Source organism: Endozoicomonas sp. ALE010, assembly GCF_049310165.1.
GTDB lineage: Bacteria > Pseudomonadota > Gammaproteobacteria > Pseudomonadales > Endozoicomonadaceae > Endozoicomonas.
This window is the reverse complement of record NZ_JBLYNV010000197.1, coordinates 1-1,004: the sequence shown is the minus strand read 5'-3', so window position 1 is coordinate 1,004 and position 1,004 is coordinate 1. Positions and strand designations below refer to the sequence as shown.

1 protein-coding gene is annotated in these 1,004 nt (G+C 57.6%); it reads left to right on the top strand.

The genetic code is table 11. The features are described from left to right. Positions 1–1,004, top strand: a 1,004-nt coding sequence (locus ACO6UY_RS24760) for a helicase RepA family protein (RefSeq protein ID WP_422491725.1), incomplete at both ends; no start/stop codon positions are given.

Here is a 1,004-nt window from a genome sequence, read left to right as displayed (position 1 = left end):
GACCTGAAACAGGTCGCCCCGGAATTGATGCTGGAGCAGTTAAAAGCCCCCTCCCGTTTAATGTCCTCCAGTTTCAGCCTGGTCTCTGTGGGCGAGATGGTCAGTGAGCCCCGTCCCATCAGTTGGCTGATCAAAGGGTTTCTGGAGACCGATTCACTGGCGCTGATGTTTGGTGAGCCCGGTTGCGGCAAGTCCTTTGTGGCCATCGATATGGCCTGCTGCATTGCCACCGGCAACCCGTGGCACGGTGCGGAGATTAAACGACCGGGACCGGTTATCTATCTGGCCGGTGAAGGTTTGAACGGGCTCTCCCGACGGTTCAAGGCCTGGGAGATAACCAACGGCCAGAGTCTTGCCGGTGCTCCCCTGTTTGTCAGCAAGTGTGCCGCCAGCCTGTACGATGCCGCCAGTGCGGCACAGGTCTGTCAGGCGGTGGAGATCATGGTGGAGCAGAATGGCGGGCAACCCCCTTCCACGGTGGTTGTCGATACCCTGGCCCGGAACTTTGGTGGGGCGGATGAAAACAGCACCCAGGATATGAACCAGTTTGTCCGGCACCTGGATGACTTCTTTCGGCGCAAGTATGGCTGTTGTGTGTTGATCGTCCATCACACCGGGGTAGGGAGTCAGGATCGGGCCCGGGGGAACTCGGCATTAAAGGCGGCACTGGATGCAGAATATGCCGTTCGCAAGACCGACGACACCGTCAAGATTACTTCCAAGAAGATGAAAGATGCTGACGAACCGGATCCCCGTGAATTCAACCTGAAGGTGGTGGAACTCCCCTGGCAGGATGAGGACGGGGAGGTTCAGACCAGTTGTGTGCTGGAGGATCTGGAGGCCCCTGCTGTGCAGAATCTTGTTCGGCAGGCCAAGACTATGGGCAAGACCAAAAAGGCCGCGATTGCCCTTCTGGGGGATCTCTATGAGACTCACAGGCAGCGTTTACAGGAAGGTGGTCGTATGGATTGTGAGGCGCGGGTCAGTTTTGTGGATTGGCGTGA